This is a genomic window from Caballeronia sp. EK (genome assembly GCF_014384845.1).
Taxonomy (GTDB): Bacteria; Pseudomonadota; Gammaproteobacteria; order Burkholderiales; family Burkholderiaceae; genus Caballeronia; species Caballeronia jiangsuensis.
Genome location: NZ_JACSUE010000004.1, coordinates 437,280 through 463,178 on the forward strand (window position 1 = coordinate 437,280; position 25,899 = coordinate 463,178).

General features: G+C 64.2%; 23 protein-coding genes. 12 read left to right on the top strand and 11 right to left on the bottom strand.

Going from position 1 to position 25,899, the window contains the following annotated elements; genetic code table 11:
• Positions 1-603 (bottom strand): NAD(P)H:quinone oxidoreductase, encoded by a 603-nt coding sequence (gene wrbA / locus IAG25_RS14340; RefSeq protein ID WP_035502888.1) that lies wholly within the window; start codon positions 601-603, stop codon positions 1-3.
• A 183-nt stretch (positions 604-786) separates the two neighbouring features.
• On the opposite strand from wrbA, the gene IAG25_RS14345 reads away from it, so the two are divergent.
• The 3 genes from IAG25_RS14345 (at position 787) to IAG25_RS14355 (ending at position 2,987) form a co-directional block, all read left to right on the top strand.
• Positions 787-1,425, top strand: coding sequence for a LysE family translocator (locus IAG25_RS14345; RefSeq protein WP_187605430.1), 639 nt, complete (start codon positions 787-789; stop codon positions 1,423-1,425).
• A gap of 3 nt (positions 1,426-1,428) precedes the next feature.
• Positions 1,429-1,608, top strand: coding sequence for a hypothetical protein (locus IAG25_RS14350; protein WP_187605431.1), 180 nt, complete (start codon positions 1,429-1,431; stop codon positions 1,606-1,608).
• A gap of 86 nt (positions 1,609-1,694) precedes the next feature.
• On the top strand, positions 1,695-2,987 hold the full coding sequence (locus tag IAG25_RS14355; protein WP_187605432.1) for an FUSC family protein: 1,293 nt from the start codon (positions 1,695-1,697) through the stop codon (positions 2,985-2,987).
• 27 nt (positions 2,988-3,014) lie between these two features.
• Here IAG25_RS14355 and zwf read toward each other — a convergent pair whose 3' ends face one another.
• From zwf to IAG25_RS14385, 6 genes are all read right to left on the bottom strand, one after another.
• Positions 3,015-4,490 carry a glucose-6-phosphate dehydrogenase gene (zwf, locus tag IAG25_RS14360; RefSeq protein ID WP_035502837.1) on the bottom strand — a complete coding sequence of 492 codons (1,476 nt, stop codon included), beginning with the start codon at positions 4,488-4,490 and terminating at the stop codon, positions 3,015-3,017.
• A gap of 175 nt (positions 4,491-4,665) precedes the next feature.
• The gene (locus tag IAG25_RS14365) at positions 4,666-5,565 is read right to left on the bottom strand and encodes a LysR family transcriptional regulator (RefSeq protein ID WP_187605433.1); all 900 of its coding nucleotides are present in this window, start codon (positions 5,563-5,565) and stop codon (positions 4,666-4,668) included.
• Between the two features lie 91 nt (positions 5,566-5,656).
• Complete coding sequence (locus IAG25_RS14370; RefSeq protein ID WP_187605434.1) at positions 5,657-7,744, bottom strand: 2Fe-2S iron-sulfur cluster-binding protein; 2,088 nt, start codon at positions 7,742-7,744, stop codon at positions 5,657-5,659.
• Positions 7,745-7,796: 52 nt separating this feature from the next.
• A complete protein-coding gene (locus tag IAG25_RS14375) occupies positions 7,797-8,417 on the bottom strand; it encodes a glutathione S-transferase family protein (RefSeq protein ID WP_187605435.1) in 621 nt (206 codons plus the stop codon).
• A 158-nt stretch (positions 8,418-8,575) separates the two neighbouring features.
• A complete protein-coding gene (locus IAG25_RS14380) occupies positions 8,576-8,878 on the bottom strand; it encodes a hypothetical protein (RefSeq protein ID WP_187605436.1) in 303 nt (100 codons plus the stop codon).
• A 102-nt stretch (positions 8,879-8,980) separates the two neighbouring features.
• Positions 8,981-9,163, bottom strand: coding sequence for a DUF1289 domain-containing protein (locus IAG25_RS14385; protein ID WP_187605437.1), 183 nt, complete (start codon positions 9,161-9,163; stop codon positions 8,981-8,983).
• 279 nt (positions 9,164-9,442) lie between these two features.
• On the opposite strand from IAG25_RS14385, the gene IAG25_RS14390 reads away from it, so the two are divergent.
• The gene (locus tag IAG25_RS14390; RefSeq protein WP_187605438.1) at positions 9,443-11,446 is read left to right on the top strand and encodes an AI-2E family transporter; all 2,004 of its coding nucleotides are present in this window, start codon (positions 9,443-9,445) and stop codon (positions 11,444-11,446) included.
• Positions 11,447-11,460: 14 nt separating this feature from the next.
• On the opposite strand, the gene IAG25_RS14395 is transcribed toward IAG25_RS14390, so the two are convergent.
• From IAG25_RS14395 to IAG25_RS14405, 3 genes are all read right to left on the bottom strand, one after another.
• Positions 11,461-11,694 (bottom strand): hypothetical protein, encoded by a 234-nt coding sequence (locus tag IAG25_RS14395; protein WP_035502848.1) that lies wholly within the window; start codon positions 11,692-11,694, stop codon positions 11,461-11,463.
• 67 nt (positions 11,695-11,761) lie between these two features.
• Positions 11,762-13,321, bottom strand: a complete 1,560-nt coding sequence (locus IAG25_RS14400) for a methyl-accepting chemotaxis protein (protein WP_187605439.1) — start codon at positions 13,319-13,321, stop codon at positions 11,762-11,764.
• 152 nt (positions 13,322-13,473) lie between these two features.
• Positions 13,474-14,268, bottom strand: coding sequence for a 3-hydroxybutyrate dehydrogenase (locus IAG25_RS14405; RefSeq protein WP_187605440.1), 795 nt, complete (start codon positions 14,266-14,268; stop codon positions 13,474-13,476).
• Positions 14,269-15,047: 779 nt separating this feature from the next.
• Here IAG25_RS14405 and IAG25_RS14410 point away from each other — a divergent pair.
• Entirely contained in the window at positions 15,048-15,578 is a 531-nt protein-coding gene (locus IAG25_RS14410; protein WP_187605441.1) for a GNAT family N-acetyltransferase, read from the top strand.
• A 4-nt stretch (positions 15,579-15,582) separates the two neighbouring features.
• On the opposite strand, the gene IAG25_RS14415 is transcribed toward IAG25_RS14410, so the two are convergent.
• Complete coding sequence (locus IAG25_RS14415; protein WP_187605442.1) at positions 15,583-16,578, bottom strand: GlxA family transcriptional regulator; 996 nt, start codon at positions 16,576-16,578, stop codon at positions 15,583-15,585.
• A gap of 439 nt (positions 16,579-17,017) precedes the next feature.
• Between IAG25_RS14415 and IAG25_RS14420 the strand changes: the two genes are divergently transcribed.
• The 7 genes from IAG25_RS14420 (at position 17,018) to IAG25_RS14450 (ending at position 25,898) form a co-directional block, all read left to right on the top strand.
• The gene (locus IAG25_RS14420) at positions 17,018-17,989 is read left to right on the top strand and encodes a dipeptidase (RefSeq protein WP_035502855.1); all 972 of its coding nucleotides are present in this window, start codon (positions 17,018-17,020) and stop codon (positions 17,987-17,989) included.
• Positions 17,990-18,022: 33 nt separating this feature from the next.
• Positions 18,023-18,553, top strand: a complete 531-nt coding sequence (locus IAG25_RS14425) for a DUF5943 domain-containing protein (RefSeq protein WP_035502857.1) — start codon at positions 18,023-18,025, stop codon at positions 18,551-18,553.
• Between the two features lie 41 nt (positions 18,554-18,594).
• Positions 18,595-20,658, top strand: coding sequence for an NADH:flavin oxidoreductase (locus IAG25_RS14430; RefSeq protein ID WP_187605443.1), 2,064 nt, complete (start codon positions 18,595-18,597; stop codon positions 20,656-20,658).
• Positions 20,659-20,672: 14 nt separating this feature from the next.
• Positions 20,673-22,583 (top strand): (Fe-S)-binding protein, encoded by a 1,911-nt coding sequence (locus tag IAG25_RS14435; protein ID WP_187605444.1) that lies wholly within the window; start codon positions 20,673-20,675, stop codon positions 22,581-22,583.
• Between the two features lie 4 nt (positions 22,584-22,587).
• Positions 22,588-23,748, top strand: coding sequence for an electron transfer flavoprotein subunit alpha/FixB family protein (locus tag IAG25_RS14440; RefSeq protein WP_187605445.1), 1,161 nt, complete (start codon positions 22,588-22,590; stop codon positions 23,746-23,748).
• Complete coding sequence (locus IAG25_RS14445; RefSeq protein WP_187605446.1) at positions 23,745-24,503, top strand: electron transfer flavoprotein subunit beta/FixA family protein; 759 nt, start codon at positions 23,745-23,747, stop codon at positions 24,501-24,503. The genes IAG25_RS14440 and IAG25_RS14445 overlap by 4 nt, the downstream gene beginning before the upstream one ends.
• A gap of 96 nt (positions 24,504-24,599) precedes the next feature.
• The gene (locus IAG25_RS14450; RefSeq protein ID WP_187605447.1) at positions 24,600-25,898 is read left to right on the top strand and encodes an aromatic ring-hydroxylating oxygenase subunit alpha; all 1,299 of its coding nucleotides are present in this window, start codon (positions 24,600-24,602) and stop codon (positions 25,896-25,898) included.
• Position 25,899: the final 1 nt, after the last annotated feature.

Sequence of the window (25,899 nt, forward strand, 5' to 3'; positions counted from 1 at the left end):
CTATCCGGCGAGCTTCGCCGCCAGTTCGGCGACATGCTTGCCCTGATAGCGCGCGATATCGAGTTCGTTCTGCGTAGGCTGGCGGCTGCCGTCGGCGGATGCCATCGTCGTCGCGCCGTAGGGCGTGCCGCCTGAAATCTCGCTCATGTTCGTGAGTCCGGCGCAGGCATACGGCACGCCGACGATCACCATGCCGTGATGCAGCAGCGTGTTATGAAACGACGTGATCGTGGTTTCCTGTCCGCCATGCTGCGAAGCGGTCGATGAAAACACGCTGCCGATCTTGCCGACGAGCGCGCCTTTCACCCACAGACCGCCGGTCTGGTCGAGAAAGGTGCGCATCTGGCCCGCCATGTTGCCGAAGCGCGTCGGCGTGCCGAAGATGATCGCGTCGTAATCCGCGAGTTCGTCGACGGTGGCGACGCTCGCCTGCTGATCGAGCTTCACGCCGATCTTCGCGGCCTGGTCGGCGGGAATCGTTTCGGGCACGCGTTTGACCGTGACTTCCGCGCCCGCGACGCCGCTTGCGCCTTCGGCTATCGCCTGCGCCATCGTTTCGACGTGGCCGTACATCGAATAGTAGAGAACCAGTACCTTCGCCATGATGTGTCCTTGTGTGAGGGTGCATCGGATGGAGACGTGCGGCGCCTTGCGCGCCTTCAAAGATAGCACCGCCGCGCCGGTTCGCAAGGAACTGGCCTGCCCGCGCGAATGCCAGCCGTTCATGGACGAGGGCGCGTTTCTCCCCTCAGAATGTCGATAAATCGAATCGGAGACGCCAACGCCATGAACGGCCACGCCTTGCTCAGCGCCAATCTGCTCCTTGCCTACTCGGCTTATTTCGTCGGCACGGCGAGTCCCGGGCCGAGCAATCTCGCGATCATGTCGATTGCCAGCACGTCGGGCCGGCGCGCGGCGTTCGCATTCGCGGCGGGCGTGATGTCCGGCTCGTTCTTCTGGGCGATGCTCGCGGCGCTCGGCCTCTCCGCCGCGCTGACCGCGTACTCGGGCTTTCTCATCGGCGTGAAGATTTGCGGCGGCTTATATCTGCTGTGGCTCGCGTTCAAATCGGGGCGCGCGGCGCTGAAGCCTCCGGTGCGGACTTCATCGGCGGATGCGCAGGGGCAAAGCGTGCGCAGGCTCTACGCGCGCGGCGCGCTCTTGCATCTCACCAACCCGAAGGCGATTCTCGTATGGATGTCGGTGGCGGCGCTCGGCTCGTCGGCGGGGGAAGGGCCGGGACATATGCTCGTGGTCGTCGCGGGCTGTCTGTGCATCGGCGCGTGCGTGTTCGGCGGCTATGCCGCGCTCTTCTCGATGGCCTCCGCGCGGCGCATCTACACGCGCATCCAGCGCGGCCTCGATGCGTGCCTCGCGCTCGTGTTCGGCGCGGCGGGCATTCGCCTGCTGACTTCGCGTGTGTGATGCATGAACCGGCTTGCGCGGGCGTCGGCGCTTTCGGCTGAATCGGCGTTCGCGTTTCTGACGCGACTGCCGACGCCCGTGCTCATCGAGCAGGAAAAGCGCGGCTCGCCATTCTGGGTCGTGACGACCGTTCATGCGTTCTACAACCTCATCGCGCTGTTCGCACTTTCGCAGCTCGTGTAGCGGATTTGCCGCATCTCGTGCGGTTCGGCTTTGCATCTGGACGATCGGCGGCTACGCTCAAACAGACGCCCGATATCACCAGAACGATGCCGACCGACGATTCCTCCCGCAGCGCCCGCACGATCCCGCCCGAAAGCGCCGCGGCCGTGGGCGCGTTCGTCCACATCGTCGGCGATGCATTTGCCGCGCTCGGGCGCGAACTCATTGCGATCAGACCGACGCCTGCCCGCGCGCTCTTCGCCACGCAGGCGATGCTGTCCGTCGGGCTCGCCGTGGCGCTCGCCTATGCGTTCCACCTGAGCAACATCTGGTGGGCGGCGATCAGCGGCTTCGCGGTGATGCAGTCGAAGTTCTCCGCGTGCGCGCAGCGCGGCGTGCAGCGCGTGGTCGGCACGGTCGCGGGCGCGATCATCGGCGCGGTGGCTGGCGCGATGATCGGCGACGTGCCGTGGATCTTCGTGCCGTTCCTCGGCGTGATCGTGGGCGTGTCGGTGTATCGCGCGCTCGTGTCGGATGCGGGCTACGCGTGGGTGCTGGGCGCGGTGACGGCGTTGATGGTGACGTTCGAGGCGCATCGGCTCGTCTCCGCGGCGGCGACGGCGTCGTTCGCGCTGTTGCGGGTCGCGGAAGTGGTGGTCGGAACGGTCGCGTGCGTGGCCGTGTCGGCGCTCTTTCATGCGGGCGTGCAGCACTATCGCAAGTCGCGGGGCGCGCCGCCGGTGCCGCGCGCGCAGGCGGCATCCACGGTCGATCGCGTCGATGGCGTCAACGCGCAGGCCGTCACCGTGATTCCCTCCGATGCGGCGCAGGCCGTGCAGGCGCTCGATGCGACGCACATCGCGCGCGCCGAGCAGATCGCGCTCGCGATGCGCAAGCGCCTCGCGTGGCAGAGCGCGTGGTCGGTGATGATCCTGGCGTCGCTCGCGTACACATGGAACCTGTCCGGCTTCGCGCAGGCGATGGTGACGGCGGTCGCCGTGCTGATTCTGCCCGCATCGGCGCTCGGCAAGCCGACGCACAAGCCGATCGCCGAGCGCATGATCCAGCGCTTCATCGGCTGCCTGCTGGCGGGTGCGGTGAGTCTCGCGCTCCTGCCGTTACTGGGCGATAACGCGTTCGCCTGCATGGCGGCGCTGTGCGCGGGCGTGTGGATCGGCTGTCACGTGCAGACGGGCACGCAAGGCGCGAGCTATGTCGGGCGGCAGTTCAGCATCGCGTTCATCATGGTGTTCGTGCAGGACCATCACTGGTCGTCGGACCCGATGCCGGCGCTGATGCGGCTCGTGGGAATTCTAGGCGGGATCGTGGTGTTGTCGGGCGTGATGGCGTTAGGCGCGGCGTGGGCCGCGAGACGCACATCGCACGTCGCGATGCGGTGAACGAACGTCACCGCATCGCGCGATGACTCAAGCCTCTTCCGCCCAGGCCTGATTCTCCCGCGCCATCAACGCACTCGACGCCGCCGGTCCGAACGTCCCCGCCGTGTATCCGCGCGGCCGGTCGCCCAGCTCCTTCCAGCCGTTGAGAATCGGCTCGACCCACGTCCACGCCGCTTCCAGTTCATCGCGACGCATGAAGTGCGTGAGCCTGCCGCGAATCACGTCGATCAACAGGCGCTCGTAGGCCTCGGCGCGGCGTTGCGTCATGGCCTGCTGCAGATCGAGATTGAGCGTGACCGGCTGCATGTGCATGCCGCTGCCCGGCTCCTTCGCCATCATCTGCAACTGGATCGACTCTTCCGGCTGCAACGTGATCGTCAGCCGGTTGCCGTAGTGACGCGGACCATCCGGGATGATCGAGAACGGCAGATCCGCGAAATCGATGACGATCTCCGAGCGGCGATTCTGCATGCGCTTACCGGTGCGCAGGAAGAACGGCACATTCGCCCAGCGCCAGTTGTTGATATGCGCGCGCACGGCGACGAACGTTTCCGCGCGGCTGTCAGGGGGCACGTTCTGTTCTTCGAGATAACCCTTCACCGCCTCGCCGCCCACCGCGCCCGCCGTGTACTGACCGCGCACGGTGTCGCGGGCGGTATCGGCGACGGTCATCGGCCGCAGCGATTTCAGTACCTTCAGCTTTTCGTCGCGCACGGCGTCCGGATCGAGGGATACCGGCGGCTCCATCGCGACGATGCACAGCAGTTGCAGCAGGTGGTTCTGCACCATGTCGCGCAACGCGCCGGTGTGATCGTAGAAGCCCGCGCGGCTACCCACGCCGACCGTCTCCGACACCGTGATCTGCACGCTCTTGATGTACGGCGCCTGCCACAGCGGCCCGAAGATCGCATTGCCGAAGCGCAGCACCATCAGGTTCTGCACGGTTTCCTTGCCGAGGTAATGGTCGATGCGATAGATCTGCTCTTCCTTGAAATGCTTGCCGACGGCGTCGTTGATCGCGCGCGCGGAGGCGAGATCGTGGCCGAGCGGCTTTTCCAGCACGACGCGCGCGTGGTCGTCGAGAATGCCGGCGTTGTCGAGGTTCTCGCAGATGGTCACGAAAAGCTCCGGCGACGTCGACAGATAAAGCACGCGCTGCGAGCCGGGACGCACGGCCTGCGCGAGACGCTGGAAGTCGCCGGGGTTCTCGACGTCGACGCGCACGTAGTCGAAGAGCGCGAGAAATTTGTCCCACGACTGCGCGTCGAACGCTTTCGCGTCGATGAACGGACGCGCCTGTTCTTCCATGAAATTCTTGAGGTAATCCTCGCGCGCCCAGTCCTTGCGGCCGATCGCGAGAATGCGCGTGTCGGCGGGCAGGTTGCAGTGCATGTGCGCCATATAAAGCGCGGGCAGCAGCTTGCGCGCCGCCAGGTCTCCGCCGCCGCCGAAGATGATCATGTCGAGCGGGCGTTCATTCGAGGGAGCAGTTGGATTCGTCATGGTGCGTGAGCCGGTAAAGGTTCAGAAAAGCCGAAAGCGCGCCGATCGGTGCGATCGTTCGAGACAGCTATGTTGCATGTTTTGCCGCTACTTTGCACGGCAGTCGTGCTAACGCCCGTTCGATTCGCCGGACGATGGACGAAATGTCACTCGCGGCGCGTATGTTTAGCGCGCTTCAGCGCAACGAGTCGTCCGCGCGCAGCGTCGACACGGCGAGATCGAGGAACGCGCGCACCTTCTGCGTGACATGGCGTCCTTCGCGATGCACGAGATGGATAGGCAAGGGCGGCGGTTCGAATTCGGGCAGCACGATCACGAGACGCCCTTCGCTGACGTCCTGCGCGACCTGATACGACATGAGCCGCGCGATGCCGAAGTCCGCGAGCGCGGCGGCAATCGCGGAGTCGTTGGTGGTCGTCGAGATTCGCGGATGAGCGCGCACGAGAAACTGCCGCTCGCCGTCCTGAAGGCGCCATTCCGGCGACGACGACGAGCCCGTCGACGCGATGATCACATGCTCCGCGAGATCGTCGGGATGACGCGGCGTGCCGTGCGCTTCGAGATAGGCGGGCGACGCGCACAGCACGCGCCGCACGCGTCCGACGTTGATCGCCTGCAGCGAGGAATCCGGCAATTGCGCGATGCGCACCGCCACGTCGATGCCCTCATCGACGAGATTCACCACGCGGTCGACGAACCAGCAGCTCGCGTCGGCTTCGGGATAACGGCGCAGATAGTCGAGCACGACCGGCGTGACGTGCAGCCGGCCGAACATCACCGGCGCGGTGATCGAGAGCAGGCCGCGCGGCGACGAATGCGTGCCCGTCGCGGAAAGCTCGGCGGTATCGATCTCGCCGAGAATGCGCCGGCAGTCCTCGAAATAGCCGCTGCCGGCGTCGGTAAGACGCACGACGCGCGTCGTTCGCGTGAGCAGGCGCACGCCGAGATGCTCTTCGAGCTCCGTCACGACGCGGCTCACGACCGACGGCGAGACATCGAGCTTGCGCGCCGCCGATGCGAAGCCACCGGTTTCGACCACCGTGACGAAGGTCGTCATTGCCTGTAAACGGTCCATGGGAGAGTCCGAGGCATGCAAGCATGAAGGATGCCGTGCATTCTCGGGGATATATGCGCGGGGCACAATCCACGACCGCTTTACGCAGGAATCAAAGATCGAGTTCCAGCTTGCCGCCGCCGTCCGCGGCGGGCACTGCGCAACAGATCAGCGCTTCGTCATCGCCGACATGAAAAGCCGGCTCGCTTTCATACGACACCGTCCCCTGCGCGATGCGCGTCCGGCACGTGCCGCACGTGCCGCCCCGGCAGTTGAACTCCGGCGAAAGACCGCTCGCTTCCGCGAGTTCGAGCAAGGTGCCGCTGCCGGGTTTCCATTGCGCGCTCATGCCCGACTTCAGGAATTCGATCTTCACCGGCTCGGTCGCGGCGGGGCGCATCGGCTTCACGTCGGCGCCCCGATCGGCCGTGCGCTTCAGCGCCGACGGACCGAACGCTTCCGCGTGAATGCGTCCGTCGGAGACGTTGAGCGCGCGCAGGCCGTCGTAGATCGACTGCATGAACGTGCCCGGTCCGCACAAATAGAAGTCGTAGTCGTTGAAGGGCAGGCGGCTCGTCAGCAGATCGATGTCGATGCGCCCCGATGCATCGTAATCGCGCCCGAGTCGCGCGCCGTTCGTGTCGCTCAGCACGCGGATCACGTTCACCGCGCCGCCCGCGCTTTGCTCGAGCGCATCGATTTCCTGCGCGAACGCGCGGCTCGCGAGCGAATGCGACGACACGATCATCCACACGGGACGAACGCGGCGCTTTCTCAGGCCTTCATAGACCACGTGCCGGAGCATCGCGAGCATCGGCGTGATGCCGACGCCTGCCGCCATCAGCACGGCCGGGCGACGCTCCAGCGCATCGATCGTGAAGTCGCCGGCGGGCGCGCGCGCTTCGATCACGTCGCCCACTCTCAACGTGTCATGCAGATGCGCCGATACGCGCCCGTCGCGCTTCACGCTGATGCGATACAGCCCGTCCGATGGCGCGACCGACAGCGTGTACGTGCGAATCACCGGTTTCGCATCGCCCGGCAGCGTGACGCGGATCGGCAGATGCTGGCCGGCCTTGTGAGGGACGATGCCCGCGCCATCGGCCGGTTCGAGATGGAAGGAGCGGATCGCGTCACTTTCATCGACGATCTTGCTCACGCGGAACGTCCGCCATATGTTCGCGAGCGCGGCCGCCTTGAGGCGCTCGGCCACCTGATCCCAGTCGCCGGTCATCAGCGAATTGGGCGACGCGCCTTCGCTGCGCGCCTTCCATCGCAATGGCAGCGCGCCCGCGCGATACGCGATGCGGCACGGCGTAAAGCGCCACAGCCGTTCCGCGCCCTGGAACGCGGCGGTTTCCCGGGAATCGAGCAGCACTTCGGCGTCGCCGGCGAGTTGCAGGACGTCGCCGGTATCGAAGTCCGCGAACACGAGTCCCGCGCGGCCGTTCACGAGGATATTGCCGAGCGTGTTGAAGAAGAGATTGCCCGCGAAATCCGGAATGGTGAGCGTGCCGTCGTCCGCGAGGCGCACGAAGCCCGGCTTGCCGCCGCGATGCGACACGTCCACTTGCCGATGCCCGTCCTCGCGATCGAAATACGACGCGACGAAGAACGTGTCCGCGCCCGTTATCATCGCCTTTGCGCGCGGCGAAAGCGCGTCGAGCATGACCGGCTGCACCGACGAAGACACGGCCGGATCGCGCACGAATTCGAAATCGCGCAACTGGATGTATTGCGGGCAATTGCCGTAGCTCTGCTCGACGGCCACGTCGAATGCGACGTTCGCGCCATCGCGACGAATCACGCCGTTCATGCGGTTGCGGCGGCGCGTGTGCATCTCGATGCCGAGCAGGCCGATCGACGCGCCGTCGTTCATGCCGGCGTCGGCGGGATCGAGCGGATCGCGCGCGCGGCTCATCGACAGGGTTTTCGAATCGGGCGTGCGCATGAAGCCGGGACGCCCGGCGAGCAGCGTCGCCCACGGATCGCCGTGTTCATCGACCGCGCCCGCCACGATGAACGGCAACTGCGCGAAGAACTGGCGATGCTGATCCGGCATGTGATCGCGCACGACGCGCCGCCCGACGCTGTCCATGCGCTCATCGACGCCGAAAGCCTTCTGGATGGCGATTTCGCCGGGATGCCACGGCGAGGGCGTGGCGACTCTTGGAACATTGGCGAGCGCGGAAGCGGACATGATCGTATGCCTCTTCGATTCAGGCGCGGCGGCGGAAGCCGCCGCGCTTACTTTACGCCGCGAGACCCGCGGCTGTCTTTTGGAACGGCACGAAGCCGGGCAGCGCTTCGACGCGCGCGAGCCACGCGTTCACGTTCGCGTAGCCGGAGATATCGACGTTGCCTTCGGGGGCGCTCGAGATATAGCTGTAGAGCGCGATATCCGCGATGGTCGGATGCGCGGCGCCGGTATCCGCGATCCACTCGCGCTGCGCCAGTTCCGCATCGATCACCTTGAGCACGCCGTGCGCGCGGGCGATGACTTCCTCCGCGTTGAATTTCGCGCCGAACACGGTGATGAGACGAGCAGCGCCGGGCCCGAACGCGATCTGACCGGCCGCGACCGAGAGCCAGCGCTGCACGGCGGCGGCTTGCGCGGGGCTGTCGGGCAGCCATTTCGTGGCGCCGGCCTTCTTCGCGAGATAGACGAGGATCGCGTTCGAATCGGCGATGACGGCATCGCCGTCGATGAGCACGGGAATCTGGCCGAAGCGATTCAGCTTGAGGTACTCGGGCGTCTTGTGCGCGGCAGCCGCGAGATCGACGAATTCTGCTTCGTGATCGATTCCGAGCACATTCAGAAAGAGACGCGCGCGATGCGCATGCCCGGACAGCGGATGGTAGTAGATCTTCACGGCAGATTCCCTGATTCGGTTGGCGGCCGGGAGAAGTCCCGTCCTGTGAATCAAGTATCGGTTTTTGCCGTGAGAAGGAGAATAGCGGCGGAATTCAAATCACCATTCTCGAAACGAGAATGGTGATCGCGAGCTTCTTTGCTTCGCTCACGCGGTATCTATTCGCCGCGCGGCACGTTCGCCTTGTTGCCCGCGAGCGGTGAGCCGTAGCCGCCGCTGTTGGCGTTGTTCGGGAGACCGTTGACGAGCTGCGCGCGCGGATCGCTCGGATTGAGATTGAGCTCGCCCGCCTGCGCGTTGCCGTGCGTCGGATATTGACTGCCGAGCGGCGCGTTCGGCATGAGCTTCGTGCTGTTCTGCGGCGCGTTCATGTCGGTTTCGACGCTCGGATGCAACTGCGCGAACGCCGATGTGGCGGCAAAGGCGGATGCGAAAACGAATGCGGCACAAGTCACTTTCATGGTCGACTCCCTGCAAAGTCCCATTCAGTGTAGTCCGCGCGCGGGACGAAACGCGCCATCACCCTTTCGCCGACCAGTCCAGCCTTTGTTCTTTCGCGATGCCTACTTCCGGTGCTTCTTGAGCTTGGCCCGGCGCCTGGGCCTTTCGTCGATGATGCGCGCGCGATGCTTGTCCTTCATCTTCTTCCATTGCCTGCATTCGTCCTTCGTGCGCAGACACCCGATACAGAGACCGGTCTTCTCGTCGAACTTGCAGATGCTGATGCAGGGTGAATCGACTGCCATGATGTCCTTTTCCAAGAGCGGCGGCGAAAAGCCAATGTCGCACGCGCGCGGTTCGCGCATCCAACTGATTGTTTCGATCATGCCGATAGAGCACGGCGCGGACCCGCTTCTTTCCCGTATCGCCTCACCGTTGAACCGATTGCAGTAGAATTCGGCTCCCGAATAGACTCACCTCAATGGCGACAGGCGCTGTCGCGACGGCATGCGCCTTGCTTGACCGTTGCTTGCTCCGCACAGTCGTGCGCCGCCGGACTTCCTATAGAAAGCGAGCCATTCCCCATGCCGCAAGCACCCGGGCCGCGCCGGCCACCCGCGAAGATCCTGCCGCCCGAAGCGCCCGGCGTGCGCGCGCTGGCGTCGCTGGTGACGGGCGTCATCATCATTTGCGCGCTGTACTTCGGCCGCGCGGTGATGATTCCGATCATCCTCGCGATTCTGCTGAGCTTTCTGCTCGCGCCTTTCGTCGATTTGCTGCGGCGCCTGCGCCTGGGTCAGGTGCCGTCGGTGATCGTGGCGGTGTTGATCGCGCTGTCCGTGCTGACGGCGGTCGGCGCGTTGATCGGCGCACAGGTCGCGCAGCTCGCGGGCGATCTGCCGAAGTATCAGGTCGCGGTCGAGCGCAAGATCGATTCCGTGCAGCGCGTGACGGTGGGCCGTGCCGACGAGTTTCTCGGCCGCGCTTCGCGTGCGTTGAAGCGGCTTTCGCCCGCGGCGCGCGAGCAGGAGCAGAAGAAGGAGGACAACCCGACCTCATCGCCGATCGATCAGCCGATGCCCGTCGAAGTCCACGAGCCCACGCCGACGCCGCTGGAACTGGCGCAGCGCTTTCTGTCGCCGATCATCAGTCCGCTGGAAACCACGGGCATCGTGCTGGTCGTCGCGGTGTTCATCCTTTTGCAGCGCGAAGATCTGCGCGACCGCCTGATACGGCTTTTCGGCTCGCGCGATCTGCATCGCGCCACCACCGCGATGGACGAGGCCGCCCGGCGTCTGTCGCGCTACTTCCTCGCGCAACTCGGCATCAATGCAAGCGTGGGCATCATCATCGCGATCGGGCTTGCGATCATCGGCGTGCCGGGCGCGCTCCTGTTCGGCGTGATGACCGCGCTGCTGCGCTTCGTGCCCTACGTCGGGACGTGGATCGCGGCGATCGTCGCGGTCGTGTTCGCGGCGGCGGTCGGTCCGGGCTGGGCGATGCTCGTGTGGACCGTCATCCTCTTCGGCGTCACCGATATCCTCGCGGGTCAGGTCGTCGAGCCGCTGCTTTACGGACACAGCACGGGGCTTTCGCCGTTCGCCGTGATCGTCGCGGCGATCTTCTGGAGCTGGATCTGGGGGCCGATCGGCCTCGTGCTCTCGACGCCGCTCACCTTGTGCCTCGTGATTCTGGGCCGTCATGTCGATCGCCTCGAGTTTCTCGACGTGCTGTTCGGCGACCGGCCCGCGCTCACGCCCGCCGAGAATTTCTATCAGCGCCTGCTCGCGAACGATCCCGACGAAGCGCTCGTGCAGGCCGAGACGCTGCTCAAGGAGCGTTCGCTGATTGCGTATTACGACGAAGTCGCGCTGGAAGGCCTGCGTTACGCCCACAACGACGTGCTGCGCGGCGTCGTGACGGCGGAACAGTTGAGGCGCATCAACGAATCCGCGCTCGACATCATCGAAGGACTGGAAGACGCCGAGGATATCGCCGTGACCGTCGAGCGCAAGGAAGGTCCGCCCGCGAGCCTCGATTCGCCCGACGACGCGCCGAACGTGGCGCACGAAACGCCGCCCGCGCGCTTCGACGCGCAGAAGGAAGGCCACACGGCGTCGGTGCTGTGCATCGCGGGGAGAAGCGAACTCGACGATCTCGCCGCGACCATCGCCGTGCAGCTTTTTCGCAAGCACGGCCTGTACGCGGATCTGGCGGGCTACGAGCGCTTCTCGCGTGGACGCTTTGGCGAAGTCGATCTCGCGGGCGTGACGATCATTTGCGTGGTGTCGTTCGATGCGGCCGAGTCGCCGCCGTATCTGCGCAACCTGCTGCGACGCCTGCATCAGCGGGCGTCATCGGCCGAGCTGATCGTCGGGCTGGTGTTTCCCGAAAGCCCGCTGCAAGGCGAAGTGCTCGTGCGCACGAGCTCGGCGGCGGTGTCGTTCAGGGAGCTGGTCGAGGCGTGCGTGGCGGCCGCCCGCCGCCAGTCCGGCGACGGCGTGCCGTGGGCAGGACTCAGCGACACGACCGGCGAGGCCGCGCTGAGCGGCCCGAGCGAGGACGTGCCGGAATTGCGTAATGCCTGACCGTGACGACGCGCCTAGCGGTTGCCGTCGAACAGATCGTTGAGCATGGTGTCGAAGGCGGCTTGCGCGTCTTCGAGTTCCTGAAGCGCGGCATCGAAAGTCTGCAGCGCCATCTGCGACGGACGGGCGTCGCCTTCGGGCGGAAAGTGCTTTTGCAGCGACAGGAAAGCGGACTGAACCTGACGCGTCGCGTTGACGATACGTTCCATCGCTCGCGCTTCTTCCGCGCGATTGTTCTCAGCGGTCATCGGACACACTCCTCGTTGGCAATGTCCCGATAGTACCAAGCGATGCGCTTTTCGACGCTGCCCGATCTCAAGCTTTCGCGACCGTGAAGAGCCGCACGGCTTCGTCGAGCACCACGGCGCGTTCCGCGAGGCGCTGCGCGGTGGCCGCCGCCTGTTCGACGAGCGCGGCGTTCTGCTGGGTCGAGTCGTCGAGATGCGCGACCGCCTGATTCACCTGCGCGATGCCCTCGGCCTGCTCGCTGCTCGCCTTCGCCACTTCCATGATGATCGTCGATACGCGGTTGACCGCTTCGTCGATGGCGCGCATCTGGCTCGTCGTGTGTGTGACGAGGCTCGTGCCTTCCTCGATCTGCGCGACGCTCGTCGCCACCACGCCTTCGATTTCCTTCGCCGATGCCGCGCAGCGCTGCGCCAGATTGCGCACTTCGGTCGCGACGACCGCGAACGAGCGGCCCGCCTCGCCCGCGCGCGCCGCCTCGACGGCCGCATTCAGTGCGAGGATGTTGGTCTGGAACGCGATGCCGTCGATGACATCGGTGATGTCCGCGATGCGCCGCGAGGCCGCCGTGATGCCCGCCATCGTCTGCTCGACCTGGCTCGCGATGCGCCCGCCGTCGTCCGCCGCGGCCTGCGCTTCCTTGACGAGTTCCAGGGCGCGCACGGTGGCGTCGGCGTTGCCTTGCACGGTGGTGGTGAGTTGATCCATCGTCGCGGCGGTCTGTTCGAGCGACGCCGCCTGCATTTCCGTGCGGCGCGACAGGTCCGTGTTGCCGCTGGAAATCTCGTTGGCCGCGTCGAGCATGCCGCCGATCTGGCCGCGCACATCGAAGACGATCGCCGCGAGATTCGCCTTCAGCTGGCCGAGCGCGCGCTGCACGTCGCCGAGATCGTCGTGGCGCGCATCGGGCATGTCGGCGGTCAGATCGCCTGCTGCCATGCGCGCGGCGAAGCCGGACATCGTGCGCACGGGGGCATCGACCTGACGCGAAAGCGCGAGCCAGCCCGCGAAGCTCGCCACCGAACCCACGCCCAGCGCGATCCAGAAGGGCAGTGGCGGCGCGCCGCGCCAGCCGGCCAGCGCCGCGATCGACGTGGCGACGGGCACGGCGGCGAACGCGGTGCCCAGACGCGCGCTGACGGGCATGTTCGCGATCGCGGCGAGCTTGCCGGCGATGCCGTGCTTCACGAGCGCGCCCCGCACGAGCCTGTGCGACGCGTTGCCGGCTTTCATTTGCGCATAGAGCGCGGTGGCGTCGCGCACTTCCTCGCGCGTCGGCTTCACGCGCACGGAGAGATAACCGACGACCTTGCCGTGCTCCATCACCGGCGTGACGTTCGCGCGCACCCAATAGTGATCGCCGTTCTTGCGGCGATTCTTGACGAGCGCGGTCCACGAACGGCCGGCGCGGACGGTCGCCCACAGATCGGCGAAGGCTTCGCGCGGCATGTCGGGATGACGGATGATGTTGTGCGGCTGGCCGATCAGCTCCTCGCGCGAGAAGCCGGATACCGACACGAACGCCGGATTGCAGTACTGGATGTTGCCGGAGAGATCGGTGGCGGAGACGAGCATCTCCGAGGCGGGAAATTCGAACGCTTGCTGGGTGACGGGCTGGTTATTGCGCATGATGTCCTTGCTTCTTCCGATTCACGCGCCGCCTTCGGGAGGCGGCGCGCGTCTGATTACAAGGACATAACGGCTAAAGGCCCCACGTTCTTTAGGGGATTCCGAGTAAAACGCTCAAGTGCGGCGGAATGACGCCGATAGGCGTACGCCGCTTACTGCGCGCTCCATCCCCCATCGATTTGCAGCGCCGAGCCGCGCATCTCGCTTGCGGCGTCGGAGCAGAGGAACACGGTCATTTCGCCGATCTGCTGCGCGGTCACGAACTGCGCGGACGGCTGCTTGTCGCCGAGCAGCTTCGCGCGGGCCGCATCGGGCGTGAGCGAGTCGCGGGCGGCGAGATCGTCGATCTGCTTTTGCACGAGCGGCGTGAGCACGAAGCCGGGGCAGATCGCGTTGACGGTGACGCCGGTGCGGGCGTTTTCGAGCGCGGCGACTTTGGTCAGCCCGAGAATGCCGTGCTTGGCGGCGACATAGGCGGACTTGCCTGCCGAGCCGACGAGCCCATGCACCGACGCGATGTTGATCACGCGGCCCCAGTTGCGCGCGCGCATTTGCGGCAACGCGACGCGCATCGTGTGGAACGCCGAGCTCAGATTGATGGCGATGATCGCGTCCCAGCGGTCGGTCGGGAATTCGTCGATGGTCGCGACATGCTGGATGCCGGCATTGTTCACGAGGACATCGACAGCGCCGAAGGTTTCGTTCGCGAACGCGATCATCGCTTCGATTTCATCGGGCTTCGTCATGTCGGCCGGATGATGCACGGCTTTCACGCCGGTCGCTTCGATTTGCTTCAGGGCGCCGTCGATATCGCCGAAGCCGTTGAGCACGAGGTTCGCGCCGGCTTGCGCGAGCGCCGTGGCGATGGCGAGGCCGATGCCGCTCGTCGAGCCGGTGACGAGAGCCGTTTTGCCGGCGAGCGATTTGTTCGATGCGGTTTGAGTCATACGAGGGTTGTTTTCCTTCGGGTTTGATTGGGTGCTGGGTGCTTGTGGAGTTTGGAGCGGCCGTTGCTTCTGAGTAAATTGGGGTTTTCGGGCGATTGATTTGGTTTTTTGTGGGTGTCCCGTATTCGTGTCGGTCTATTAGCACTGCCCCTGTGCGGGGCGGCAGTCACTTTCTTTGCTGCTGCAAAGAAAGTAACCAAAGAAAGCAGCTCGTTTAAGCCCGCGGTCACACGCAGTTTGGCCATGCTTGCCAGCCCGCGGTGGCCCTCGCCTAAGTGTCGCCCTCGAAGGACTTACCGGGCTTGGCTCGCGCACGATCTGTCGCCTCGTACCGCTTGCTTCACTGGTTCAGCACCAAATGGCTCCGGCCCGCTACGCGGCCGATGGGTCAATCGGGTCTGAGCGTGCTTCTTTGCTGATGCCTCTCTTATAGATGGTTTCCCTCGCATACCCAACGGCAGCGCGTAGCGCTGTGCCGAAGCTCTTTTGTGCTGAACCAGCGCGCTAAAACTTCTAGCGCGTCAGACCGTGCGCGAGCCAAGCCCGATTGGGCCTCTGAGGGCGACACTTAGGCGAGTGCCATTTGCGGCTGGCAAGCGTGGCCAAACTGCGTGTGACTGCGGGCGGTGAGAAGCTGCTTTCTTTGGTTACTTTCTTTGCAGCAGCAAAGAAAGTGACCCCCGCCCCGGGGAGGGGCAGAGCCAATAGACCGACACGAAAACAGGATTCCATCGAAACCCAAGCAACCACGAACAGAAATTCAGCGTCATACTTGACGCATGAAGGCCGATTATCTCCGCACAGCGCTTTCCTTCCGCCTCGCGCGCCCCGCCGACGCTGCGGAGATCGCGCGCATCCACGTCAAGGCCTGGCAGGCCGCCTACCGTTCGATCTTTCCCGCCGAATTTCTCGATTCCCTTTCCGTCGCAAAGCGTCGAGCGCTATGGACCGATCTTATCGCCCGCGGCACGCCCCGCGTGATGCTCGCCGAACGCGACGACGTGATGCTGGGCTGGATAGCATGGGGACCATCGCGCGACCACGACAAAGGCAAAACGGACGCCGAAATCGAAGCCGTCTATATCGATCCGGCGCATTGGCGCAAAGGCGCGGGCCGGATGTTGATCGACGAAGCAATCAACGCCGCAGCGAGCGAAGGTTATCGGGAAATGACGCTCTGGGCGCTGGAAGAAAACGCGCACGGTCTGCGCTTTTATAAAGCGCTCGGCTTCGCACTGGACGGCGTGTTCCGGACGGAAAGAGTCGGCGGCTGTGAAGTCTGCGAAACGCGCCTTCACATGTCGATCTGAGCGCTCACGCCACCATCGCAGGGACGGCAGATAGCGAAGGCAATTGCTTGCGCCGTTCGCGCGTCGGCGCCGTGCCGAAAGCATCGCGATAGCTTTTCGAAAAATGACACGCCGACTGGAAGCCGCACGCCATCGTGATATGCATGATCGACATGTCGGTCTGCAGCAGCAATTCACGCGCGCGCCGCAAACGCAATGTCAGGTAGTAATGCGTCGGCGTCATGCCGAGATGCTCGCGAAATAGCCGCTGCAATTGCCGTTGCGACATCCTCGCGAGCCGCGCCAGTTCTTCGCGCGATAAAGGCTCTTCGATATTGTTCTCCATCAGCGAGATCACTTCGAAGAGCGACTTGTTCGCCGACCCCAGCCGCGCCACCAAAGGCATGCGCTGCTGCGCGCTCGTATCCCGCACATGCTCGACGATGAACTGCTCGGCAATCTGCGTGACCCGCGCCGTGCCGACGCGCGCGGCGATCAGATTGAGCATCATGTCGAGCGGCGCGACGCCGCCCGTGCACGTCACGCGATCGCGATCGATCACGAACAGCTCCTTGAGAAAGCGCGTGTCGGGAAACTCTTCCTTGAGCGCCGACATGTTCTCCCAGTGGATCGCGCACGCATAACCGGCGAGCAAGCCCGCGCGCGCCAGTGCAAACGTGCCGGTGCAGAGCGAGCCGAGCACGCTGCCCGTGCGCGCAAAGCGGCGCAAGGCCGAAAGATGCGCGGGCGTCGTCGCGCGCTGCACGTCGATGCCGCCGACCACGAACACGATGTCGGGCTGTCCCACGCAATCCACCGGACCGGTATCGACGGAGAGTCCGTTGCTCGCCGTCACGGGGCCGCCCTCCGGACTCACGATCGACCATCGATAGAGCGGCTGCCCTGTCAGATAGTTCGCCATGCGCAGGACTTCGATCGCATTGGTGAAAGCGATCATCGTGAAGTTGGGAAGCGGCATGAACGCGAAGTGTGACAGCGACGCCGTGCGATCGGAGGACATGTGAGAACTGATTCCTTGGAATCTATTTGTTGGCGCCGTCAGTGCGGCGCTTCGCCACTTTTTTAATTTTGGTTGTTATTGCAACTACCATGCCATCAGGCTAAACCCTGAGCAATGTATGGCGCAGCGCATGCTTCGCTGCGGGCGCGCACCGGCGCGGGGCCAAGCGCCACAAGCCGCGCACTGCGATAGCGCACGATCGTTCCGACGCAGTGCAGCAAATCACCTACGTAAATGCGCTACACCGAATCGCAATTCGCCACTTGTCGAAAACAGACGCCGATGTCGGAAAAGGTAAAGAACACGTCTAAATTCATAAATTGACCGGCAGGGCAAAAGTCAAGAATAGACGCAACGACGAAGGCATCGATCAGGCGCTGCAAAGCCCGTCAGACCTGCGTCTTTCCCCCTCTACCCCGGCAACGCGGAGCACACCCAGATGAGCACCCTCCACAACGACAGCATCATCATCGACGGACTGAACATTTCGAAGTTCGAGCGCTCCGTGTTCGAGGATATGAGGAAGGGCGGCGTCACCGCCGTGAACTGCACCGTGTCGGTGTGGGAAGACTTTCAGAAGACCATCGACAACATCGCGGAAATGAAGCAGCAGATCCGCGAGTACAGCGAGATTCTCACGCTCGTGCGCACGACCGACGACATCCTGCGCGCGAAGAAGGAGAACAAGACCGGCATCATCTTCGGCTTTCAGAACTCGTATGCGTTCGAGGACAACCTTGGTTATATCGAAGTATTCAAGGAACTCGGCGTCAACGTGGTTCAGCTTTGCTACAACACGCAGAACCTCGTCGGCACGGGTTGCTATGAGCCGGACGGCGGCTTGTCGGGTTATGGCAAGGAAGTGATTCATGAGATGAATCGCGTGGGCATCATGGTGGATCTTTCGCACGTCGGCGCGAAGACTTCTTCCGATGCGATCGCCTGCTCGAAGAAGCCCGTCACGTACTCGCACTGCTGCCCGTCGGGGCTCAAGGATCATCCGCGCAACAAGACCGACGAGCAGTTGAGAGAGATTGCCGATGCGAACGGCTTCGTCGGCGTGACGATGTTCTCGCCGTTCCTCAAGAAAGGCCCGGATGCGACCGTCGAGGATTATCTCGAAGCGATCGAGTACACGATTGATGTGATCGGCGAAGACAAGGTCGGCATCGGCACCGATTTCACGCAAGGCTACAGCACCGAGTTCTTCGACTGGATCACGCACGACAAGGGCCGCTATCGCCGCCTGACGAACTTCGGCAAGGTCGTGAATCCGGAAGGCATCCGCACGATCGGCGAATTCCCGAATCTCACCGCCGCGATGGAAAAGGCGGGCTGGAGCGAGTCCCGCATCAAGAAAGTGATGGGCGAGAACTGGATGCGCTTCTTCGGCGAAGTCTGGAACGTCTGATCACTCTCACGACAAATACAAAGGAACCCTGCGATGCAACCTCAACTGCCTATCGACGTCGATGCGCAAACCGGCGTCTGGACCACCGACGCGCTGCCGATGCTCTACGTGCCGCGCCATTTCTTCACGAACAATCATGTCGCCGTCGAGGAAGCGCTCGGCCGCGAAGCGTATGCCGAGATTCTCTACAAGGCCGGCTACAAGTCGGCGTATCACTGGTGCGATAAAGAAGCGGAAAAGCACGGTATCAGCGGCATGGCCGTATTCGAGCATTACCTGAAGCGTCTGTCGCAGCGCGGCTGGGGCCTGTTCGATATCGTCGAAGCCGATCCGGCGACGTCGCATGCGCGCATCCATCTGCGTCACTCGTCGTTCGTGCTCCAGCAGCCGGGCAAAGAGGGCAAGCTCTGCTACATGTTCGCGGGCTGGTTCGCCGGCGCGATGGACTGGGTCAACGACACCGCGCCGGACAGCGCGAAGAAAGGACCGCGCTCGAAGTCGATCGAGACGCAATGCGCCGCCGAAGGACACGATCACTGCGTGTTCGAAGTGTCGCCGCTGTAAGCGCCACGCACCGAAGCAAATTCATTCCGAGGTCGATCGCAATGCGTTACCCGAACCTTTTCAAGCCTCTCCAGCTGAACAAGCTGACCCTGCGCAATCGCATCGTCAGCACCGCGCACGCCGAGGTCTATGCCGAACCGGGCGGCCTGCCCGGCGACCGCTATATCCGTTACTACGAGGAGAAGGCGAAGGGCGGCGTCGGCCTCGCCGTGTGCGGCGGTTCGAGTCCGGTTTCGATCGACAGCCCGCAAGGCTGGTGGAAGTCGGTGAATCTCGCGACCGACAAGGTCATCGATCCGCTCTCGCGTCTCGCCGAAGCGATGCATCGTCATGGCGCGTTCATCATGATCCAGGCGACGCACATGGGCCGCCGTTCCGCATGGCACGGCGAGCACTGGCCGCATCTGATGTCGCCGTCGGGCGTGCGCGAGCCGGTGCATCGCGGCAACGCGAAGATCATCGAAGTGGAAGAGATCAAGCGCATCATCCAGGACTTCGCGGCGGCCGCGAAGCGCGTGAAGGATGCGGGCATGGACGGCATCGAAATCTCGGCCGCGCACCAGCATCTGATCGATCAGTTCTGGAGCCCGCGCACGAACTTCCGCACGGACGAATGGGGCGGCTCGCTCGAGAACCGTCTGCGCTTCGGTAAGGAAGTGCTGAACGCCGTGCGTGAAGCAGTGGGCGCGGACTTCTGCGTCGGCCTGCGCATGTGCGGCGACGAGTTCCATGAAGACGGCCTCTCGCACGAGAACCTGAAGGAGATCGCTCAGGCGATGTCCGAAAGCGGCCTCATCGATTACGTCGGCGTGATCGGCTCCGGCGCGGATACGCACAACACGCTCGCCAACTGCATGCCGCCGATGGCATTGCCGCCCGAGCCGTTCGTCCATCTCGCGGCGGGCATCAAGTCGGTCGTGAAGCTGCCGATCATGCATGCGCAAAGCATTCGCGATGCCGGTCAGGCCGAGCGTCTGCTCGCGAACGGCATGGTCGATCTCGTCGGCATGACGCGCGCGCAGATCGCCGATCCGCACATGGTCATCAAGATTCGCGACGGCCGCGAAGATGAAATCAAGCAGTGCGTCGGCGCGAACTATTGCATCGACCGTCAGTACAACGGGCTCGACGTGTTGTGCGTGCAGAACGCGGCGACCTCGCGTGAAGAGACGATGCCGCATGTCATCGAAAAGACGCGCGGTCCGAAGCGCAAGGTCGTCGTGGTCGGCGCGGGGCCCGCGGGTCTGGAAGCGGCGCGCGTCGCGCGTTCGCGTGGCCACGATGTCGTGCTGTTCGAGAAGAACGATTACGTCGGCGGCCAGATCATGCTCGCCGCCAAGGCGCCGCAGCGTGAGCAGATGGCCGGCATCGTGCGCTGGTTCGACATGGAGACGAAGCGTCTGGGCGTCGATCGCCGTCTCGGTGTCGCGGCCGACGACAAGATGATCATGGCCGAGAAGCCGGACATCGTCGTGCTCGCGACGGGCGGCTCGTCGTTCACGAGTCAGGTGCCAGCGTGGGGCGTCGAGCAGGGCCTCGCGGTCAGCTCGTGGGACATTCTTTCGGGCAAGGTCGAGCCGGGCAAGAACGTGCTCGTGTACGACGGCGTATCGACGCATGCGGGCGCGGGCGTCGCGGACTTCATCGCGTCGAAGGGCAATAACGTCGAGATCGTCACGCCGGACGTGAAGGTCGCCGACGACACCGGCGGCACCACGTTCCCGATCTTCTATCGGCGTCTCTATGCGCAAGGCGTGATTCACACGCCGAACTACTGGCTCGACAAGGTGTACGAGGAAGACGGCAAGAAGATCGCCGTGATCCGCAACGAGTACACGGAAGAGCAGGAAGAGCGCGCGGTGGATCAGGTCGTGATCGAGAACGGCATCACGCCGAACGACGCGCTCTACTGGAAGCTCAAGCCCGAGTCGCTCAATCGCGGGCAGATCGATGTGCACACGCTCTTCGCATCGCAACCGCAGCCGTCGTTGAGCGAAGAGCTCGGCAACGGACGCTTCCTGTTGTTCCGCGTCGGCGACTGCATCTCGATGCACAACATCCACAGCGCGATCTACGATTCGCTGCGCCTCTGCAAAGACTTCTGACGAGGTATTCGACGATGAACCCCGTGTTTGTCATCACCGCGCTGCTGTGGCTTTCGATGGCGGGCCTCGCGTTCGCCCTGCTCAAGCGCGCAGCCTACTGGCGCGAAGGCCGCGCGACGACGGCCGGCGCATACGGATGGGCGAATCTGCTCACCATCCCGAAGCGCTATTTCGTCGATCTGCATCATGTCGTGGCGCGTGACCCGTATATCGCGAAGACGCACGTCGCGACCGCCGGCGGCGCGATCCTCGCGATGGCGCTCGTCTTCATCAACTATGGTCTCGCGATCTACTCCGTCTGGCTCGACCGCGCGATCTTCATCGCGGCGATCATCATGCTGGTCGGCGCGGTGTTCGTGTACCGGCGTCGTCGTGCGAAGGACGTGCCCGCGCGTCTGTCGCGTGGACCGTGGGACAGCCTGCCGCTGCTGCTCGGCTCGTTCGCCGTGGGCCTCGCGTTGTTCATGCTGTTGCCCGCTTCGTGGATGTCGGGATCGCTCGCGATCATCGTCGCGTTGCTGATCGCGGCGGGCGCCTACACGATGACCTTCGGCGCGGCGCAAGGCGGCCCGATGAAGCACGCGATGGCGGGTCTGCTGCATCTCGCGTTCCATCCGCGTCAGGAACGTTTCAGGACGAAGACCGAGCATGAAGTCGTGCCGCCGACCGCCCTGAAAAAGCCCGTGCTCGATGCGAAAGAATACGGCGTCGGCAAGCCGGTCGAGTTTCGCTGGAATCAGTTGTTGAGCTTCGATGCCTGCGTGCAATGCGGCAAGTGCGAAGCCGCGTGTCCCGCGTTCGCATCGGGTCAGCCGCTCAATCCGAAGAAGCTGATTCAGGATCTGGTCGTCGGCATGGTCGGCGGTTCGGACTCGCAATATGCGGGCAGCCCGACGCCGGGCATTCCCGTCGGCAGGCACACCGGCGGTCCCGCCAAGCCGCTCATCTCGCAGATGATCGAAGCGGACACGATCTGGTCCTGCACGACATGCCGCGCCTGCGTGCAGGAGTGCCCGATGCTGATCGAGCACGTCGATGCGATCGTCGATATGCGCCGCAATCAGACGCTGGTCGAGGGCATCGTCCCGGGCAAGGGTCCCATCACGCTCTCGAATCTGCGCGAGACGGGCAGCCAGAACGGCTACGACATCGGCGCGCGTTACGACTGGTCGGTGGATCTGCAAGTGCAGGTCGCGCAACCGGGCCGTCCCGTGGATGTGCTGCTGATCGCCGGCGAAGGCGCGTTCGACATGCGCTATCAACGCACGCTGCGCGCATTGGCTAAGGTGATGAACAAGGCGGGCGTCGATTACGCGGTGCTCGGCGGCGTCGAAACGGATACCGGCGATACGGCGCGGCGTCTCGGCGACGAAGCGACCTTCCAGCAATGCGCATCGAAGCTGATGAACACGCTTTCGCAGTATCAATTCCGTCGCATCGTCACCGCCGATCCGCACGTGCTGCACAGCCTGCGCAACGAATATCGCGCGCTCGGCGGCTATTACGAAGTGCAGCATCACACCGCGTTCATGGCCGAACTCGTCGAGAGCGGCAAGCTGTCGCCGAAGGCCGCCGCCGTGCTTGCGGACAAGAAGATCACGTATCACGATCCGTGCTATCTCGGCCGCTACAACGGCGAAACGGAAGCGCCGCGCAAGCTGTTGAAGACCATCGGCATCAAGGTCGTCGAGATGGAACGTCACGGTATGCGCGCGCGCTGCTGCGGCGGTGGCGGCGGCGCGCCGCTGACGGATATCCCCGGCAAGCAGCGTATTCCCGATATCCGCATCGCCGATGCACGATCGGTCGGCGCTGAAGTAGTCGCGGTCGGTTGCCCGCAATGCACCGCAATGCTGGAAGGCGTGGTCGGTCCTCGTCCCGAAGTGCTCGACGTGGCGGAACTCGTCGCCGCAGCGCTGGAGTGAAGCCATGAACGACATCAAAAGAATCGATCCGCGCCGGCCTTTCATCGTCACGGCGGCCGGGCTGAAGCGCATCACGCTCGGCGAAGTCGGCAACGGCATCGTGCTGGATTTCGCGCACGGCGGTCACAGGGAAGCGGCGAAGCCACGCCGGACGACAAAGCCCGCTACGCGCTCGCTGCTCGTCGCGGCGCATACGGATCGCGGCGCGCTCGACGATCACGCACGCCAGGCGCTGGCCGCCGCCGCCCTGCTCGCCGACGATCAGACCGAAGTCGTGCTGATCGCGTTCGGCGAATTCAAGGACGATGCCGCGGCGCTGGGCGCGGATCGTCATGTCGCGCTGCCCGCGTTCGACCGGCGCAATTACGCGCCCGATGAAGAAGTGCGCGCGTTGACGGCATGCGTCGCGGCTTTCGCGCCGGCGCATATCTTCATGCCCGACAACGCAACCGGCGACGGCGATCTCGGCCGCCGCTACGCCGCGCGCGCCGATGCGTCGATTGCGACGCAGGTCGTCGAGCTCGATGCGGCGCATGTCGCATCGTATGCGCATGCGGGCCGCGCGCTCGCATCGCGGGCCTTGCCCGACGTGGTTTTGCTCGCCGCCAATGCCGTCGATGCGAAGCTGCCGTTCGTCGGCGCGGGCGAGGCGGTGAGTCCGGAAGGCATCGTGCCGGCATCGAAAGTAAGCGCTTATGTCGATCTCGGCATCGAGGAAATGGACGCCGCGCAGGTCGCGCTGGAAGAAGCGGATTTCATCGTGTCGGCGGGCAACGGCGTGTCCGACATCGCCGCGTTCGAGGCGCTCGCGGGCACGCTGGGCGCGGCGATCGGCGCGAGCCGTGTGGCCGTCGACGATGGCAAGTTCACGCGCGACAAGCAGATCGGCGCAACCGGCAAGACCGTCGAGGCGAGCGTGTATATCGCGTTCGGCATCTCGGGCGCCGTGCAGCATTTGCAGGGCATCAAGGATTGCCGTCACGTGATCGCCGTGAATCTCGATGCGAGCGCGCCGATTGCCAAGCGCGCGAATCTCACGATCGTCGCGGACACGCAGGAAACGATCAAGGCGCTGAGCGATGCCGCCGCCGCCGCACGCGCCGCGCGTGCCAACGGCACATCGATCGTCGAGACCGCGCACGTTGCCGAAGGAGTCGCAGCATGAAGATCGCCGTTCTGGTTTCCACCGGCCGCCATCCCGTGAGCGGCACGGCGCGCTATAGCCGCAACGATGCAGCGGCGCTTGCGATCGCTATCGACATCGCGAAAGCGCAGCGCGCGCAGCTCGACGTGCTGCACGCGGGCGATCCCGCGAATCCCGCGCTCGCCGAATATCTCGCGCTCGGCGCGCCGAAAGTCGAAGTGCTCAATACGCAGGGCGACGCGTGCGCGGCGCTTGCAGCAAGGCTCGCGGGTTACGACCTCGTGTTCACCGGCACGCGCGCCGAAGGCGCATTCGACAGCGGCACGCTGCCCTACAAGCTCGCGGACGCGCTGAACGTTTCGCTCGTCGGCGCGGCCGTCGATGTCAGCGTGACGAAAGATGGTGTCGAAGTGCGGCAGTTCATGCCGAAGGGCTTGCGCCGCCGCGTGCGTGCGCCGCTGCCCGCGCTCGTCGCGGTGCATCCGCTCGCCAATGCGGCGCCGCGCTATGCGTATGCGCGCATGCGTGAAGGCCACGTCGCGCCGGTCGCGGCGAGCGCGCCTGTCGACCGGGAAAGCACGGCGTGGAACATCGGCCCGATCACGGCGAAGCCGAAGAAACTGGCCGCGCCCGAGAAGCGCTCGGGCCACGCGCGGATGCTCGGCGCGACGACGACGGAAAGCCGCGGCGGCAGCGTCGTAATTGAAGGGAGTTCCGTCGAAAAAGCACAAGTGATTCTGGCGTATTTGCGCGAGCATCAACTCGTCGATTATTGATTTTCGGCCCGACCGGGCGACCCACATACGAAAGCAGCAGCCCGCGTTCAAAGGTGTTTGGCGGGGCACCAGACGTGACGCAAAACGGAGCACACGATGAAAGTTTCGGCAGACGTTCGCGCTTTGATCGAACGCCGCAAAAAGGGCCACACGCTCGAGGCGCCGTTCTACACGAGCGACGAGATTCACGCGCTCGACCTCGACGCCATTTTCCGCAAGACCTGGATTCAGGTCGCCATCGAACCGGACATTCCCGAACCGGGCGATTACACCACGGTCGAGATCGGCAACGATTCGATCCTGATCGTGCGCGACGACGACATGGAAATCCGCGCCTTCTATAACGTGTGCCGTCATCGCGGCGCGCGCCTGTGCAATCAGGAGAAGGGTTCGCTCGGCAATATCGTGTGCCCGTATCACAGCTGGACGTACAACCTCTCCGGCGATCTGATGTTTGCCGAGCACATGGGCGACCAGTTCGACCGCTGCAAGCACAGCCTGAAGAAAGTGCACGTGCAGAATCTGGCCGGCCTCATTTTCATCTGCCTCGCCGACGAGCCGCCCGCCGACTTCGCGGTGATGCGCGAAGCGATGGAACCGTATCTCGCGCCGCACGGCCTGAAGGACTGCAAGATCGCGGCGAGCATCGATATCGTCGAGAAGGGCAACTGGAAGCTCACGATGGAGAACAATCGCGAGTGCTATCACTGCGTCGCGAACCATCCGGAACTGACCATTTCGCTCTATGAATATGGCTTCGGCTATCAGCGCTCGCCGGCCAATGAAGAAGGCATGGCCGCGTTCGAGAAGACCGTCGAAGAGCGCACGAAGCAATGGGAAGCGATGTGCCTGCCATCCGCCGAAATCGAACGCCTCGCCGATCTCGTGACGGGCTTTCGCACGCAACGTCTGCCGCTCGACCGTGAAGGCGAATCGCAGACGCTCGACGCGAAGGTCGCATCGAAGAAGCTGCTCGGCGGTTTCGAGCGCGCGGACCTTGGCGGGCTGTCGTTCTGGACGCAGCCGAACTCATGGCATCACTTCATGAGCGATCACATCGTGACGTTCTGCGTGCTTCCGCTTGCTTCGGGCGAAACGCTCGTGCGCACGAAATGGCTCGTGCACAAGGATGCGCGCGAGGGCATCGATTACGACGCCGACAACCTCACCGCCGTGTGGCGCGCGACGAACGATCAGGACCGCACGCTCGTCGAGTATTCGCAACTCGGCGTCGCGAGCAACGCATACGAGCCGGGTCCGTATTCGCCCTTCACGGAAGGACTCGTCGAGAAGTTTTGTGAGTGGTACATCGGACGTCTTGCCGATTACGCCGACACGCCGGAGCACGGCGTCGATGCGTCGCACGGCGAGAAAGTCGTTTCCTTCATGCGCTAAA